Here is a 15457-nt window from a genome sequence, read left to right as displayed (position 1 = left end):
TATAAATTTACTGTTGAAGCCACTACGCCTATTACATTTCCATAATCATCAAAAATAGGAACTGAAATTACTATAATTGGATTCCCAGTAGTTTTTGAAATACTAAATTCAGATATGGCCGACTCTCCTTTCATAGCCTTATGAAAATATAGTCTGTCCGTAATATTTCCCTTTGTTCCATTCGAAGCTACATAGTTTCCTTTACTGTCAATAATTGCAACTACTTCATATTGTTCAAACAAATTTTTTTTATCTGAGATATGTTTTAAAAATCCTTCAGAGTCTAATTTTTTTACTTTGTCAGTTGAAGCCAATAGCTCCAATTGACTTTCCCACTCTTCCAATTCATGGTCTATAAAACTTACAAGTTTTTCAGCCTTACCTTCTACTGCTAACTCCACATAATTTGTAATTATTTCCTTAGATATTTCATGTGCACAAAATGAGAGAAGAATAATTCCTATGGTAGATAATAAAAATACGGGTACCATAATTTTATACTTTAAGCTTTTCATTTTTTCCTCCTTAAATTTGCTAATTTAAATTTAGCTCATCTTTACTATATATAAACTTATATTCTCTTTATAACAAGACTTTTAAGATAATGATAAAACCCTATATCAGACAAGTTAATTTCTATCTTCACATATTTTATATAAGTTATTGGTATAAAATTGTATATATTTCCATTTTCTGTTTATGTTTACAATATCCTCCATCGAAACTCCACTGCTTTTGTCGAATGTTAATTTATTGTACATTGCTATGGGTTTTTTAGGTAATAAAAAGGACTTATTGAAGTGTTATTCTATAAAAAGACACAAAAAAAGAGACTATGATAAAATTAGATTTATCATAGTCTTGTTTTATTTTAGTACGAAAGATATTAAGTTGCATCTGTTTCAGTCTGATTACTACTCTTACAAAAGTTTCTTTTCATTCTAAGCATATCAATAAATGCTTCAAGCCTTGTTACATAGCCTGCTTCTCCTGTCATTTCATCTAAAATAAGTGTGATTATTGGAATATTATATTTTCCTTGTATCTCGCTAAAGGTACTTTGTGCAATAATTTCAGGCATACACGTAAAGGGATACAAATGAATAACGCCGTCATACTCTTTCTTTCCACTTAATATGGCATTTCCAATAGTTTCAAGTCCATGCCCTCCTATATCGTCCGTCCTCATGAACTCTTTACCTGCTTCGTGTGGCATATTTTTTGATTTTATAGGCAGTATATTTTTAATAAAGTGCTCCATTATCCAATTGGCAACACCTAATTTGTTGCACACCTCTACACCCATATTGCCCAATTTTCTTTCAATATCCAAGTTAATATAGCTTTCGGTAGCAGCATATATTTCCCCAACAATAGCTATTTTAAGCGGTTGAGAATTTCTATCTATTTTTATTGCTTTTAACATCCTTTTGGCAAGTATTATTTCATTCTTTATGCCTTTATACCCCTTTGCATTTTGTACTCTATTTTTAAATTCTTTCATAACATTATCAGTATAACCTTTGTTTATTTCCCTGCACCTTGTGTAATTGGCTAATTGATATAATTTATCAACCATAAAGATTGTCTGTACTGCATAGATAATCCCTTTAATAACTTTAGAAGAACTTTTACCGTCTGTTAAGATCTTTAGTTTTTCCATTACCTCCTTAACAGTCATATTGGTTAAATCAATGGAAATAAATTCAACCTTATATCCGATACTTTTTAATATCTCACTCTGTAAATCCCCATAATAACCAAGTCTGCATTGACCTACCCCTCCACAGAACAATATTGTATCTGCTCCATTTTGTATGCCGTGAATAAAGTCTCCTAACATTGTCTTAAATGGTAGACATACAAATTCAGGAGAATGGGTAACACCATATTCTACTGTCTTTTTATTGCAAAAGGGCGGCATTACGTAGTCTACACCTATAGTTTCTAACAATACTTTAATTGGTACATACATGTTTCCCATGTGTGGAAATGTTACTTTCATCTTTAATCACACCCTATCATATCCAAAAATGCTTCTATTCTTGTATCAAATCCTGCTTCTCCCGTGTGTTCATCGATTGTGAGTTTTAGGAAAGGTACTTTGTAATGGGTTTTAAACCGCCTTTCAATAAATTCAACAATAAATGCATCTACTCCACAAGCAAAAGGTGATAAATAGATAATTCCATTAATATTTTCATCTTCTGCAAATGTAAATGCACTTCCCAGGTTTTCAAAGCCAACTCCCCAAAAAACCTTGCCTTGGAAAGGATAAGCATTACGCCTTTTTGTTTCTCTATCAAGACTCATTGGAGTGTAAACATCAATATTTTTATTTTTAAGTTTTCCTATAAGTCTCATGCTCATATAGTTATCATATATAACATAGGGATGTCCTAACACTGAAACGGCAAGTTTTTTTGATTTATTAACCTGATTCAGGCCATCTCTTAATTTCTCTTCCTCGTTTTTATGAAATAAATCCACTGCATTTTTGAAAGCCTCAACAACGTTGTTATATTCAACATTAATGTTTTTAGCTAGTTCTTTTAAGCTTTCAAAGGTAAAATTAATATCCTTATCTATATGCAGTTTCACTTCCAATACCCTTATACTACCTTTTAGATTTAATAGTGACATATCCGGTAGTCCACAGAATTTAGGGCAGGTATACTCGTTTTTATCAACACTTGTGTATCTTGGAATAAATATATAGTCTACTTTATCTTTAAGGCTGTATACATGCCCATGAAATACTTTTACAGGAAGGCATGTTTCATTGCTACAGTGCTTAATCCCATAATTGAGAATTTCCTTGTTTGTATCTTCTGAAACTATTACTTTGCAGCCTAAATTCTCAAAAAATTTTTCCCATAGACGGCTGTGTTCATGATAAAATAAGCCCTTTGGAATACCAATAACCAGATCCGTTGCACTCTTATACTTTTTCTTATTACGTATATGGTGATTCAGAGTTAATAATGTCTTCATCACTTTTTCATTCCTTTCATACAACAAATATCTAAAGACTATTATTAACACTTAAGTATTAATCTATACTCAACCACATTTTTTCATCTATCTTGTTTATAACTTACATGTTAACATTTATTATAAAGCCTAAAAAGAAACCCTAGAATATTTGTTTTAATACTCTAGGGGGGGAATTAGTAAATTGTTTAAATATATTTTTATATAATTCTAAAGTTTTATTTCTGATATTTTAACTGGTCTGCCTTCTTCTAAAGACTTTTTAGCTGCCATACCTATTATGACGCTCTTTAAACCATCGTTAATATCTACTGGTACAGGAGTGTCATTGTTAATAGCATCTACAAAAGCGATTACTTCTTTCTTAAAAGAATCCATATATCTTTCTAAGAAGAAATGTAGAGGTTTTTCTCCAGTTACTCCATTTTCATTACTTATAACAGCTGTTGATGGCAAATCATTCTTTGTTCCTACCATTCCTTGTGAGCCTAATATCTCTACTCTTTGGTCATACCCATAAACGGCCTTTCTAGAGTTTTCTATAATTGCTAATGTACCATTTTCCATTTTCATAGACACTATAGCCGTGTCTACATCGCCAACTTCACCAATGGCATCATCCACAAGTACATCTGCCTGCACAAATATCTCTTTAACATCACTATCCACTAAATATCTTGCCATATCAAAATCGTGAATAGTCATATCCAAGAACAACCCTCCTGATACTTTTACATACTCAATTGGAGGTGGTGCTGGATCTCTAGATGTGATTCTCATAATATGAGGATCTCCAATTTTATTATTTGCAACAGCATCTCTAACAGCCTTAAAGTTGTGATCAAATCTTCTATTAAATCCAACTTGATATTTTATATCCTTATGCTTTAAAACTTCCATAACTTCAACTATTTTTTCAATAGATAAGTCTACTGGCTTTTCACAAAATACGTGTTTATGGGCTTCAATTGCCTCTATAGAAATTGGTGCATGAGTATTAGTTGAAGAACAAATAAATACAGCGTCTACCTCTTTATCATTTAATATATTATTATAATCCTTATAACACTTTGTAATTCCTAAATTATTAGCCCACTTTTCTGTGTCCTCTGACATAAAAGGGTCTGCTATGGAAACTACCTTTGCCATTGGCACATTATAACATATGTTTTCTGTATGAAGTCTTCCAATTCGTCCAACTCCAATAATTCCAACTCTAATCATATTTACACCCTTCCAATTCTTTATGTATATTTTAGTTTATTAAAAATATTTTGATACAACATCCATCGTCTTTTCCTTACCAACAAAAATAGCTCTCTCAATTTCCCAATCCCAGTATTCTGGTCTAAATAACTCAATAGAAACCATCTCATCATATCCGATATCTTTTAAAGTAGACAATATTCCATCTAAGTTAATGGCCCCCTCTCCAGGCCATAGACGATTATTATCTCTTGCAGCCCCTACTGGTAGATCTTCACTATCGTCAATATGGAATATAAATATCTTATCCTTATCTGCCTTCTTTAAATCTTCAAGACAAGATCCCATTGCGTGGAAATGGAAACAATCTAGTACTACACCTACGTTAGGAAGATCAACTGCCTTTACAATATCATAAGCCTGTTCAAATCTATTTACAGAACAGTTTGGATAGCCTACAAATTCAAATGCCAATTTAACATCATGTATTTTAGCTATATGAGCTAGCTCACTTATTCTCTTTACACTTTCTTCTTTAATTTCACTCTTTGTATGATCTCCCACATCAAAAGTAGGTACTACTACAATCTTTTTACAATTAATAAGGTTTCCTACTTCACATAGAAACTTAAGGTCACTAATTATTTGGTCATAGCCTTCTTTATCTCTGAAAGTGATAAATTCTAGAGCGTTAAAAGCAAAGGGTTTTATATTACTTTTTTCAAAGAAATTTACTAAATCATCAAGGGTATTTCTAGTTAGATAATCTCTTAGTTTATCTAGTCTAATTTCGATTAAATCATATCCATGCTTTTCACATAGTTCTAGATCCTTTTCCAAAGTGGAATTTTTCATTGTTGTTGCTTGATTAAAACAAATTTTCATGTCTATCTCCTCCCTTATATTTATGCCGCTTTAGCATTTTTTCTCATATCAAATACAACCGCACTTACAATGATTACACCTTTTACAAGTTGTTGTATATATGGAGATACTCCTAAAAGTAATAATCCATTGTTAACTACACCTAGTATTAAAATACCAGCTACCACGCCACCAATCCGACCAACTCCACCATTATGACTAACTCCTCCGATTGTAGCTGCCGCTATGGCATCTAGCTCATAAGTTAAACCTAGAGTTGCTATACCTGAACCAGTTCTTGAAGCTAATAATACTCCTGCAACAGAAGCACAAAATGCAGACCATGTATATATCCAAATAATATTTTTCTTTACATTTATTCCAGCCACTTCAGCTGCCACAATATTTCCACCTATTGCATATACATTCTTACCAAACCTCGTTTGATTTAATAAAAACCAACCTACTATTACAAATAAAACAAGTATAATTAATAAATTAGGTACTATTCCTATAGATCCTTGACCTATTGCTTTAAAGGTTGGCTTTAACATTGGTATTGGGTAAGCGTTAGTATATAACATGGCCAATCCTCTTACTACTACCATACTTCCTAAAGTGGCTATAAAAGGAGGTATCTTTGTTAAGGCAATTAAGGACCCATTTACAACCCCAAAGAATGTTCCTGCCAACACACCTGCTAATACAGCTATAACTACATCTATTCCTGGAGGTAAATCAAACCCCTTAAATAATTGAGCTGTATATGTAGGATCTTGTATTAAACTTGCTGATACAACAGCAGATAAAGCTACAATTGAACCTGGAGATAGATCAATCCCCTTTGAAAGAATACAAAAGGCAACACCTAAGGCTAGTAGGCCTTTAATCGATTCTGTAGTTACTAAATTTATAATATTGTGTATGGTAAGAAAATTAGGTGATGCAATAGTAATCAAAACTACTAAAAATATAAGAACTACATAGATTGTATTTTTACTTGCAATTCTTTTAATATTAGACATGTTAGACACTTGATCCATCCTTTATCTACCTCCTTTATATACTATTTGTGGCATAGCGCATAACTATTTCTTGAGTTATATCACTACGATTTACTATTCCTGTTACTCTCCCTTCATGCATTACAACAACTCGATCACTCATTCCTAAAACTTCTGGCATTTCTGAAGATATCATAATAATTGCTCTCCCCTGAGCTGCAAGATTTGTAATCAATGTATGTATCTCTGCTTTCGCACCTACATCTATCCCCCTAGTTGGTTCATCTACAATTAGAATCTCAGGTTCTGTTAAAAGGGCCCTTGCTACAAGTACCTTTTGTTGATTTCCTCCACTTAGACTCTTTATAGGTGTTTCAATACTTGGAGTTTTTACATTGATTTTATCTATATACTCCATTGTGTCAGATTTAATTTTTTTGTGATCTAAACTAAGTTTTTTAACATAGTTCTCTTGATTAGATACAATCATATTATCCTTAACACTTAAAACTGGAAATATGCCTTGTTTCTTTCTATCTTCTGTCAATAAAAAAATTCCATGTTTTAATGCATCATAAGCTTCTTTTATTTCAACTTCCTTATCCTTTATGTAGATTTTTCCGCCTGTCTTTGGTCTTATACCAAATATGGTCTCTACAACTTCCGTTCTACCTGCTCCTACTAACCCAGCAAAACCTAATATTTCACCCTTTTTAAGTTCAAAGGATACATCTGAAAAAGCAGAGCCAGAGCTTAAATTTTCAACTTTTAAAATAGTCTCTCCTATTTCACACTCTACTTTTGGAAACATTTCAGTCAGTTCACGGCCAACCATCATAGATATTAATTTATCTATGCTTAAGTTAGAAGCAAAATCCACTCCAACAAATTCACCGTCCCTTAAAACTGTAATTTCATCACAAATTTCAAAGATTTCATCCATTTTGTGAGAAATATATATTATTGTAACGCCCTTACTCTTTAAACTGTTAATAATTTCAAATAGGTGGTCAACCTCTTTTGTAGTTAAGGCTGATGTAGGTTCATCCATGATTATTATGTCTGCATTAAAGGAAACTGCCTTTGCAATTTCAACCATTTGCATTTTGGCAACTGTTAAATTGGCCATTATTTCATCTGGGTCAATATCCATATGTAGTCTTTCTAATAACTCTGTCGTATCATCTTTCATCTTTTTATGATCTATCATAAATCTATTTTTTAATGGCTCTCTACCTAACCATATATTCTCTGCTACGGTACGCTCAGTAACAGCTGTCAATTCTTGATGTATCATAGAAATGCCCATATTAAGGGCAGATGAGGTCCCCTTAATATGAACCTCTTGCCCCTTGAATATGATTTTTCCAGATGTCATTTGATGAATGCCAATTAAACACTTCATGAGGGTTGATTTACCTGCCCCATTTTCTCCCATTAAAGCATGAATTGATCCTTTTCTAACTTTCAAATCTACACCCTTGAGCGCCTTAACCCCAGGAAACTCCTTCACAACGTCAACCATTTCTAAAATATATTCACCCATCATAAACCACTCCTGACCTTAAGGATAAAAAAAAGTATAAAAACCGATTATTTATATTCTGCAACGTTTTCCTTTGATACAATTTTAAAAGGTACCCAACCATATTTCTCTGCCTTTTCACCTGTAGCATAAGTGTAAGCAAATTCAAAGGCTCCTGCTCCTTGTCCCTTAGCATCTTGGAATATGGAACATGCCATTTCTCCACTTTCAATTGCTACTATTGCATTAGCCGTAGCATCGATTCCTACAACTGGAATATCTGTTATGTTTGCACCTTTCATAGCTTCAATAGCTCCTAGAGCCATTTCATCATTGTTAGCTATAACCACATCAAATTTCTTTCCAGTTCCAATAAATTGTTGCATCTTAGACATGGCCATTGCACGGTCATATTCAGCTGTATCTTCGAATTGCTTATTTAGCACAAATCCCTTTTCCTCTAATCCCATCTTTACAGAATCAGTACGAGCGTTTGTATTTTGTAGCCCTAAAATCCCCATAAATAATACATAATCAAGTTCTTTTGCTTCTTTATCTTTAAAATAAGTTGATAAGAATTCAGCTTGTAATTTACCAGCTTCATGCTCATCAGACCCTACGTAAGATGCCTTGTCAACTGATTTTAAAATCTCCTCACTTGGCATTCTATTTACGAATACAACTGGAATATCACCTGCTGCATTAAGTATTTCTTGTGTTGTATCTGTATTAACTAAGTTTACTATTATTGCACTACATCCAGATGATACGAAACTTCCAACATGAGATATTTGCTTTTGGATATCGTTTTCCGAATCAAAGGCAATAATCTCAACATTTTCTTTTGAACTAGCTGAATCTTTAATAGCTGTCTCTAAGGTAGATAAGAATTGGTCTCTAGATGACATTGTAACTCCAATTTTGATTGTTTCTACTTTTGGCTCTTGGCCACTTTCATTGCTAGCTTCTTCTTTTTTCGGAGCACATGCCGCCAATAAAGATAAAGTAAGAACTAACACTAATAATAGTGCCATTGTTTTTTTCATATTTTTTCCCCCTTTAATTATTAAATGGACCTTTAGGCCAACCTCTCATACTTTTATTGTAAATAAATAATGTGTATCAGAATAGATACACATTTTCAACATGGGGTATAAAAAATTTTACCCTATTTTTAGTTATTTTTAGAATTTTCAGATATTTTTTTAACAATAGTCTACTATTTTGACTATGGTATATTTTTTATACTATTTCACAAAAAATGTATAATATTTTATACATCTATTAATTCATTTCTATAAGACAGGGGACTTTTTCCTACTAACTTTTTAAAGATCTTACAAAAATATCTATACTCATAAAATCCACATTTAGAAGAAATATACTTAATTTTTTCATTAGTACTCCTTAATAACAATTTTGCATAATCAATTCTACATAAGGTTAAATAATCTGTAAAGTTAATCTCAGTTTCCTGTTTAAAAACTCTACTTAAATATGTATTGTTTACTTTTAGTTCATCTGCTACAGTGGTTAAAGATATGGGCTTTACATAATTTTTAACTACATAGTCAAGAGCTTGTGCTACTATAACATTTTTAATAGGGGCCTTTATATATGGATATCTTTTTACATGATTTTCATAAGTATTAATTATTTCATAGACTTCATTTATAGATTTAATCTGTGCATAATCCTCTTCTTCCCTCTTAACTTCTAACAATTTATCTACTTCTTTTAACCACTTAATAACATGTTCTGAAGGTAATATTTCTCTTTCAAATAAAGAGATTTGTTTAATACACTTTTCCATAATTCCATCTATATCACCTAATATTGCCCTTCTTTTGATTTCACTATAAAATCTATCAAAGGATATATTTTTATTGATTGTCAATCTATTAGAAGATTTATAGTAAAAAATATTCTCTTTAGAGTAAAAACAGGCCTTTAAGGCCTCCTTAGTATGCCTATAGGCATTAGAAGCACTTTCTTTTCCTATACATATATCACTAATAGCAATTGTAGGAACTACCTTTAAATTATTTTTTATAGATTCTAATATATTGTGACCTATTTTCCCAACACATAAGGGTTTGTTAAGGTTCTTTCCCTCTATTAGTACTACATATTCTTGAGCATTTACTGTTATAAATTCATATTTTATATTTTCTTCTATACTATTGTTAATAATTTCTTTTATCTTCTCATAAATTTCTATTTTATTTACACATTCTTTAATACTGCTATATTTATTACTAAGGTGAATACTAATGACGGCACTTTTAAGAAAAGATAATTCAATATTATATAGATGACTTTTTTCTTTTATATTCACATAGTCATGCTTATTATTTATTACATTTAAAAGAAATTCATTTTTCACTTCGTACTTACCTATGTTAGCAAACTTTTGTAAATTTTTCTTTTTCTTTATTTCTTCTCTATTTTCTTTTACCTTTTCTTTTAAATCTTTTAGAATACATCCGATATTTTTTTTATTAAAAGAATTTTTTAAAATATAGTCATCAGCTCCACTTTTTAAAGCTTCCCTCACATGATCAAAATCATCATGGCAACTTAAGACTATTATTTTACATTGTCTTTCTCTTTTTCTAATTTCCTTAATTAGTTCAATACCATTCATAACAGGCATGCTAATATCTGTTATGATAAGCTCTGGATTAAACTCCTCTACTATTTCTAAGGCTTCTTCACCATTTCCCACATCGGCTACTATATGAAAGCCCTCCTCTTCCCAATCTGTTATGTTCTTTAAAAACATCCTCACTAAGTAATCATCATCCACCATTAATGTCTTTATCATATTTCCCCCTTCTATTTGTCAATAATTTTTAAATACTCCTTTGCATTTTCTTTAGTTATTAATTCACTCTTAGTATATATATTTTTATTAATCTCTTCTCCATCTAAATATCTAACTACTGTTTTTATAGTTTCATAGGCAATATCATATCCATTTTGTGAAACCATTGCTGCTATTTTTCCATCTAAAACTTTTCCAATACTGTCACTTTGTGTGTCCACCCCTATAATTGGAATTTCTCTTTTAATCTTCATAAATTCCATTCTATCTACAATTCCTAAGGCCATAGTTGCATTAGTTGAAAAGATTCCATTAATATGAGGATATTTATCAAATATTTCTTTAGTCTTTTTTACTCCCTCTAAAAAACTACAATAAGCTTCATCTTCATAAACTACTTCTAGAGATGAATTCTTTTTAATATACTCCTTAAAACCTTCTGCTCGTTGATAGTGGGGTGAAGCAATAAGAGTTCCTGATAATATGGCAACTTTGCCCTCATTCCCTATTTTTTCATGCATATATTGACCAGCTAACTCTCCAATATGAAAATTATCTGATCCTATATAGATTTCATTTTCATCATAGATATCCGTATCTATTGAAAAAACTGGTATTCCCCTTTTTTTAGCCAAATCCATATAATCTTTTGAATTCGTAGAATCACAAGGACAGATTACAATAGCATCTATATCACTATTTAACAGGTCTTTAATCATTATATTTTGAGCTTTTACATCTATTTCCGATCTAGGGTAAACAATTACTGAATTTGTTTTAAAATCCTCTCCTGCACCTAAAATCCCTGATTTTAAAGATAGTGTATATTCACTATCCATAGATTTTAAAACTACTCCTATCTTATATTTATATTTCTTACTATCATAACTTTCTTTGTATTCACTATCTTTTTTCCAACCACTATATATAACACCTATTAATATAATTATGCAAAATAATAAAAGTAGCTTTATCCTTTTTTTCATATTTAACCTCTTCCCCCAAAAGTCTAAATTTATCTTATCTATGGATTTTTAAAATTTTTCTACATATTTTCCATATTATCCATGGCCGGAATTTTAATAATAACTTCTACTCCTTTTCCTATGTGACTTTTATATTCTATACTTCCCTTTTGGCAATAATATAGCTCAATTCTATCTTTTATATTGGATATACCAATACTGTTAAATTTCTCTTTTCTAAAGTTTTTTCTCTTAAAGAGATTTTTTCTTTCCTCTTCACTCATTCCCTTTCCATTATCCTCTATAGATAAAATAAGATTATCCTTTTCTTTTTTAGCTTTAATAGTGATTTTGTTATTTTTTATTTTAGAGTCTAATCCATGAAGTATGGAATTTTCAACTAAAGGTTGTAATATTAATCTTGGAACAAAATATCTTTCTACATCTGGAGCAATAAAGGATTCTAAGGCAATATCTCCTTGAAATCTAAATTTATGTAATAGTACATAGTTTTCAATTAAATGAATTTCATCCTTAAGTGAAATAAATGCTCCATTTTTACTTATACTAGATCTAAGTAATTCAATAAATACTTCTAATATATCTCCTATTTCATCAGCTTCTTTAATATAAGCTAAACACTTAATAGAATTTAAAGTATTATATAAAAAATGAGGAGTTATTTGATATTGTAAAGCTTCAAGCTCTGCTTCCTTTTTAAGTAAACGCTCACTTACTAGCTCCTCTATTAATTCTTCCATCTGGCATGCCATTTTATTAAATCCATTACTAAGTTCACTAATCTCATCTTTTCCCTTAAGTACAACCCTTTCTTTTAAATTCCCTCGACTTAAGTTGTGCATGGCATTTTTTAAGTTTTGAACACGAGAGTACATCTTATTTGTTGTAACTACGGCGATTAAAATAGCTATGGTCATACCTATTATGGCTGTAATAATAATTATATTTCTAACAGATGCAATCTCTTTAGTGAGTGCTTGTCTATTTAAGATGCTTACAAAACTATACCCAGTAAAAGGAGCTATTGTATATTGACTAATTTCTTTAATATATTGATCTTTATATACATCTTCAAACTTTGTTCCTAGATAGCTTAAATTTTCACTAGATACGATTACATTATTATAGTCAATAATCTCTGATTTACAATTTAAGGATTGATTTATCACATCTAAACAAGTGTAATAAACTAATCTTTCATCCATATTAATAGCAACTTGACCAATATATTCATTAGTCTCTGAATCATAAATGGCCTTTGAGTACATGAACACCCTTTTTTTCACAGATCCAATATTATCCTGTATAGATATGGGTATTATACTCTCTTTTTTACTTTGGTCTATCCACACATATTCGTTCTTAGATACAATATTCTTAACAGCTTTATATTCTTGAGATTTTATTATTTTATTTATCTTAGGAATATACACATATATGGAATCTACATATTCATTTTCAAGTTGAAATTTGTGTAACAACATGCTTATATGAAGAAGATAGTCTTCTCCTTTAATTTGTTTTTTTATTAATTGAATTAATTCTTCATCATGGCTTATATAGACTGAAGAAAAATATACTTTTTTCATCATTTTATCAAAGGCTATAGATTGATTGTTTACATTTTGTAAAATGGAGTTTTTATAGTTTTCTTCAATTGATTTGGAAGTACTGTTAAAGTAAATTACTGACGTAATTATAGAAATGATTGCTGTTATTACAACAATAATTAAGATTATCTTTCCTCGAAAGCTAATGTTTCAATTGTTTATATAAAGCATATTTTATCCCCTCCTCATATTTTCTACACGTTTAATATTGCTTATGAGATGAGTTGATGTTTTATTTTGAATCTTCTAAATTTTCATCATCTAATTATAACATATCTTAAATGTTGAAAAATGTATTTTTTTATTTAAAAATATCTTCCCTTTAGTACAGGCACACTAAGAAAATCCTACAAAAGCTATTTATATTCCTTAATAGGACTAATTCAACTTTTCATATTGCAAATCCCAATATAACACTTGCATTTTCTATAAATTAAAAAAGAATCTACTGTGTCTTCTACAATAGATTCTTTTAAGCTTTAATTATAATGTCTATGTCTTCCTCCATGAAAGCCTCCTAAAATTGGTATTCGTCTAAAAATCTTCCTACTCCAAAATAGTTCACACTATGATCATAAGTTTTTTCCACTTGTTTTTCCTCTGTAACCTGAACTCTTTCTTCTTCCATTCCAACCTTTTTTTCTTCCATTTTTTCTTCCTCCTTTTAAATTTTTGTAATAAAGCCATACTACGTATGCTTCGTTATGGAACCCTATGGTTCCCGCAGGCGTCTGCTCTCGCAATCTGAACACCTTCCTTCAAAGAGGTAGGGGAATTCTTCCCCCACACCCCCTTGTTTTTTTACTTATCTATAGGTTTTGAAATTTATAATTTCCTAATAAGTAAAAAAAAACGCCCTTGAAGTATATCTTCAAGGACGAGAATTAACCCGCGGTACCACCGTGATTGCACAAATGTGCCTCTTATTCAGTTCAAACAAACCTAGACCAATAACGAGGTCAACCGTTGCAAACTACTAATTTCATCTGCACAGCTCAAGAGTGATCTCCACTTTCTGGTATTATCGGCTTCCACCATCCCGACTCTCTAGTAATACTTTTATGAAAGTTTCCTCTCTTTCGTCGCTTTAAATATTTGTAATTTTATAAATTGTAACAGTTTTTTGAATATTTGTCAATGGTTTATATGTATTTTTTTATTTTTTTATATTATCCTTAAAATTTCCAGCATAAAGACAAACAATAACAGTTATTTATTGTTATACAGCTACTCTAGGATGCTGAACTCGATTTTTACCTGAAGCCTTTGCATCATAAAGCAACTCATCCACTTTTTTTATAAAGTCATAGTGGTTTTTATGAAAATCAACTGGAATAAGTGTATCAGTACCTAAACTAATGGTAACTTTAATATTAATGTCATCCACTTTGAAAATATGATTTTCAACTGCTGTTCTCATACGTTCAGATAACCGTATGGCTGAATCTAGATCTGTATTTGGTAAGATAATAGCAAATTCTTCACCACCATAACGTGCTGCAAAATCACATTTACGAATATTTTTTTTAAGTACCCTTGCCAACTCTTTTAATATTTCATCCCCCACTAGATGTCCATATGTATCGTTGATTTTTTTAAAATCATCAATATCAATTAATGTGAGGCTCATGGGTGATTGAATCTTTCCAGCATGTTTTTTTAAAGAATCAAAATAAAAGTAAAAAGATTGATGATTATTCAAACTTGTTAAATAATCCGTTGTAGCCAATAGTTGAAGTTCACCATTTTTCTTGATTAGTTCATTATAATAGTAATGTCTTTCATTCTGTAGCATATTGATTTGTCTCAGTGCAAATCCAATCACAAAGTTTACTAAAAAATATAGAGAAATGCTAATTATGACTTCAATATTGAAAATATTTGTGCTATCTCCTTTAAATACTATAATTATATGCATCACAGAAGCTACTAAACTAAATAGGATACTTTTTGACGTATGATATCGAATACTTTGAATAATTACATAGACATAGAAAAAGTCATTAAGATTAATGTTGTTTTGTTTTTGTATATAGATTAATACACCAACGAATACGCCATCTACCACGCTCAATAGTTTACTAGGTTGCTCTTCTTCTCTCTCTTCCCCTAAGTAAATGTTTTTTGAAAAAATTATTACTTTAAAACCTAAGTAAATTCCAAAAAAAACGCTAAAACCTTTCATTGCAGGAAAGTTTGTTTCTGCAAAAAAAGGAAATGATAAATTCAGTAAAAATAGAAGAAGAAAAATCTGAAGAGATAGATAAAGTTCTTCAACTAGTTGAGTTTCATTGTCATTAAAGCTTAGCATAAAGGCCTCCTTAATCAATTGAAAATCATTATCATTCATCCATTCTAATAATTATAATATACATTTTGTAGCCTGTCAACAATAAGCCTACGGATGATAATCCATAGTTATTATATACTTTTATTTTTTT

The 15457-nt window shown here is 30.6% G+C and carries 13 protein-coding genes and 1 other annotated feature; all 13 genes read right to left on the bottom strand.

Features of this window, described 5'->3' with window-relative positions:
* A partial coding sequence (locus CCE28_RS20690) for a PDC sensor domain-containing protein (protein WP_278277633.1) occupies nucleotides 1–515 on the bottom strand: 515 nt, incomplete at its 3' end.
* A gap of 371 nt (nucleotides 516–886) precedes the next feature.
* Nucleotides 887–2005, bottom strand: coding sequence for a hypothetical protein (locus tag CCE28_RS20685; protein WP_095135959.1), 1119 nt, complete (start codon nucleotides 2003–2005; stop codon nucleotides 887–889).
* Between the two features lie 2 nt (nucleotides 2006–2007).
* Nucleotides 2008–2994: an acyl-CoA dehydratase activase-related protein gene (locus CCE28_RS20680; protein WP_095135957.1), complete on the bottom strand. Its 987-nt coding sequence runs from the start codon at nucleotides 2992–2994 to the stop codon at nucleotides 2008–2010.
* A 210-nt stretch (nucleotides 2995–3204) separates the two neighbouring features.
* Nucleotides 3205–4218 (bottom strand): inositol 2-dehydrogenase, encoded by a 1014-nt coding sequence (gene iolG, locus CCE28_RS20675; protein ID WP_095135955.1) that lies wholly within the window; start codon nucleotides 4216–4218, stop codon nucleotides 3205–3207.
* 39 nt (nucleotides 4219–4257) lie between these two features.
* Nucleotides 4258–5085 carry a sugar phosphate isomerase/epimerase family protein gene (locus CCE28_RS20670; RefSeq protein WP_095135953.1) on the bottom strand — a complete coding sequence of 276 codons (828 nt, stop codon included), beginning with the start codon at nucleotides 5083–5085 and terminating at the stop codon, nucleotides 4258–4260.
* 20 nt (nucleotides 5086–5105) lie between these two features.
* Nucleotides 5106–6107, bottom strand: a complete 1002-nt coding sequence (locus tag CCE28_RS20665) for an ABC transporter permease subunit (RefSeq protein ID WP_242973048.1) — start codon at nucleotides 6105–6107, stop codon at nucleotides 5106–5108.
* A gap of 16 nt (nucleotides 6108–6123) precedes the next feature.
* The gene (locus tag CCE28_RS20660; RefSeq protein ID WP_207652943.1) at nucleotides 6124–7614 is read right to left on the bottom strand and encodes a sugar ABC transporter ATP-binding protein; all 1491 of its coding nucleotides are present in this window, start codon (nucleotides 7612–7614) and stop codon (nucleotides 6124–6126) included.
* A gap of 47 nt (nucleotides 7615–7661) precedes the next feature.
* Nucleotides 7662–8639 (bottom strand): substrate-binding domain-containing protein, encoded by a 978-nt coding sequence (locus CCE28_RS20655; RefSeq protein WP_095135949.1) that lies wholly within the window; start codon nucleotides 8637–8639, stop codon nucleotides 7662–7664.
* A 227-nt stretch (nucleotides 8640–8866) separates the two neighbouring features.
* Complete coding sequence (locus CCE28_RS20650; RefSeq protein WP_095135947.1) at nucleotides 8867–10420, bottom strand: response regulator transcription factor; 1554 nt, start codon at nucleotides 10418–10420, stop codon at nucleotides 8867–8869.
* Nucleotides 10421–10431: 11 nt separating this feature from the next.
* Nucleotides 10432–11406 carry an ABC transporter substrate-binding protein gene (locus CCE28_RS20645; protein ID WP_095135945.1) on the bottom strand — a complete coding sequence of 325 codons (975 nt, stop codon included), beginning with the start codon at nucleotides 11404–11406 and terminating at the stop codon, nucleotides 10432–10434.
* A 59-nt stretch (nucleotides 11407–11465) separates the two neighbouring features.
* Complete coding sequence (locus tag CCE28_RS20640) at nucleotides 11466–12998, bottom strand: sensor histidine kinase (RefSeq protein ID WP_095135943.1); 1533 nt, start codon at nucleotides 12996–12998, stop codon at nucleotides 11466–11468.
* Nucleotides 12999–13533: 535 nt separating this feature from the next.
* Nucleotides 13534–13665, bottom strand: a complete 132-nt coding sequence (locus CCE28_RS22815; protein ID WP_278277632.1) for a hypothetical protein — start codon at nucleotides 13663–13665, stop codon at nucleotides 13534–13536.
* A 221-nt stretch (nucleotides 13666–13886) separates the two neighbouring features.
* Nucleotides 13887–14108, bottom strand: a binding site (T-box leader).
* A gap of 127 nt (nucleotides 14109–14235) precedes the next feature.
* Entirely contained in the window at nucleotides 14236–15366 is a 1131-nt protein-coding gene (locus tag CCE28_RS20635; RefSeq protein ID WP_095135941.1) for a GGDEF domain-containing protein, read from the bottom strand.
* Between the last annotated feature and the right edge of the window lie 91 nt (nucleotides 15367–15457).

Origin of the sequence: Anaeromicrobium sediminis (assembly GCF_002270055.1) — a bacterium.
Classification (GTDB): Bacteria; Bacillota; Clostridia; order Peptostreptococcales; family Thermotaleaceae; genus Anaeromicrobium; species Anaeromicrobium sediminis.
Note: the sequence above shows the minus strand (reverse complement) of the source record. Positions and strands in the feature narration are given on the sequence as shown.

Bases quoted from the DNA above. Each gene is read 5' to 3' on its own strand.
- CCE28_RS22815 (WP_278277632.1), bottom strand. From the start codon at position 13,665: ATGGAAGAAAAAAAGGTTGGAATGGAAGAAGAAAGAGTTCAGGTTACA.
- CCE28_RS20660 (WP_207652943.1), bottom strand. From the start codon at position 7,614: ATGGGTGAATATATTTTAGAAATGGTTGACGTTGTGAAGGAGTTTCCT.
- CCE28_RS20635 (WP_095135941.1), bottom strand. From the start codon at position 15,366: ATGAATGATAATGATTTTCAATTGATTAAGGAGGCCTTTATGCTAAGC.
- iolG (WP_095135955.1), bottom strand. From the start codon at position 4,218: ATGATTAGAGTTGGAATTATTGGAGTTGGACGAATTGGAAGACTTCAT.
- CCE28_RS20650 (WP_095135947.1), bottom strand. From the start codon at position 10,420: ATGATAAAGACATTAATGGTGGATGATGATTACTTAGTGAGGATGTTT.
- CCE28_RS20680 (WP_095135957.1), bottom strand. From the start codon at position 2,994: ATGAAGACATTATTAACTCTGAATCACCATATACGTAATAAGAAAAAG.
- CCE28_RS20665 (WP_242973048.1), bottom strand. From the start codon at position 6,107: ATGGATCAAGTGTCTAACATGTCTAATATTAAAAGAATTGCAAGTAAA.
- CCE28_RS20645 (WP_095135945.1), bottom strand. From the start codon at position 11,406: ATGAAAAAAAGGATAAAGCTACTTTTATTATTTTGCATAATTATATTA.
- CCE28_RS20640 (WP_095135943.1), bottom strand. From the start codon at position 12,998: ATGATGAAAAAAGTATATTTTTCTTCAGTCTATATAAGCCATGATGAA.
- CCE28_RS20655 (WP_095135949.1), bottom strand. From the start codon at position 8,639: ATGAAAAAAACAATGGCACTATTATTAGTGTTAGTTCTTACTTTATCT.
- CCE28_RS20670 (WP_095135953.1), bottom strand. From the start codon at position 5,085: ATGAAAATTTGTTTTAATCAAGCAACAACAATGAAAAATTCCACTTTG.
- CCE28_RS20685 (WP_095135959.1), bottom strand. From the start codon at position 2,005: ATGAAAGTAACATTTCCACACATGGGAAACATGTATGTACCAATTAAA.